Origin of the sequence: Sphingobacterium shayense (genome assembly GCF_013179575.1) — a bacterium.
Taxonomy (GTDB): Bacteria; Bacteroidota; Bacteroidia; order Sphingobacteriales; family Sphingobacteriaceae; genus Sphingobacterium; species Sphingobacterium shayense.
Genome location: NZ_JABMCQ010000347.1, coordinates 1 through 750, shown reverse-complemented (window position 1 = coordinate 750; position 750 = coordinate 1). Strand labels below are relative to the sequence as shown.

Genomic DNA, 750 nt, shown 5'->3' with positions numbered 1-750 from the left:
CCTTTGAAAGCCTCCGTTACCTTTTTGGAGGCGACCACCCCAGTCAAACTACCCACCAAACAATGTCCTCGACATAATCGAGTTAGAAACCGAATACCTAAAGGGCGGTATTTCAAGGTTGATTCCACGCATCCTAGCGAACACGCTTCAACATCTCCCGCCTATCCTACACATTAGGCACCCAATTTCAATGTTAAGCTATAGTGAAGGTTCATGGGGTCTTTCCGTCCCGTTGCGGGTAACCGGCGTCTTCACCGGTACCACAATTTCACCGAGCTCATGGCTGAGACAGCGCCCAGATCGTTACACCATTCGTGCAGGTCGGAACTTACCCGACAAGGAATTTCGCTACCTTAGGACCGTTATAGTTACGGCCGCCGTTTACTGGGGCTTCGATTCAATGCTTCGCCTTGCGGCTGACATCCCCTCTTAACCTTCCAGCACCGGGCAGGTGTCAGGCCTTATACCTCATCTTTCGATTTCGCAAAGCCATATGTTTTTGCTAAACAGTCGCCTGGGCCTTTTCACTGCGGCTTCTCTATTTGCATAGAGGAAGCGCCCCTTCTCCCGAAGTTACAGGGCCATTTTGCCGAGTTCCTTAGCCATGATTCACTCGAGCACCTTAGGATTCTCTCCTCGACTACCTGTGTCGGTTTACGGTACGGGTTTTTATAACCTGAAGCTTAGCGGGTTTTCTTGGAAGTCTGATTACCTGCACTATCAGCGCCGCCGAAGCTTTGCTGTACTATC

1 rRNA gene is annotated in these 750 nt (G+C 50.5%); it reads right to left on the bottom strand.

Annotation, left to right across the window (positions count from 1 at the left end):
• Positions 1 to 750 (bottom strand): 23S ribosomal RNA (locus HP439_RS19280); the annotation flags it as partial.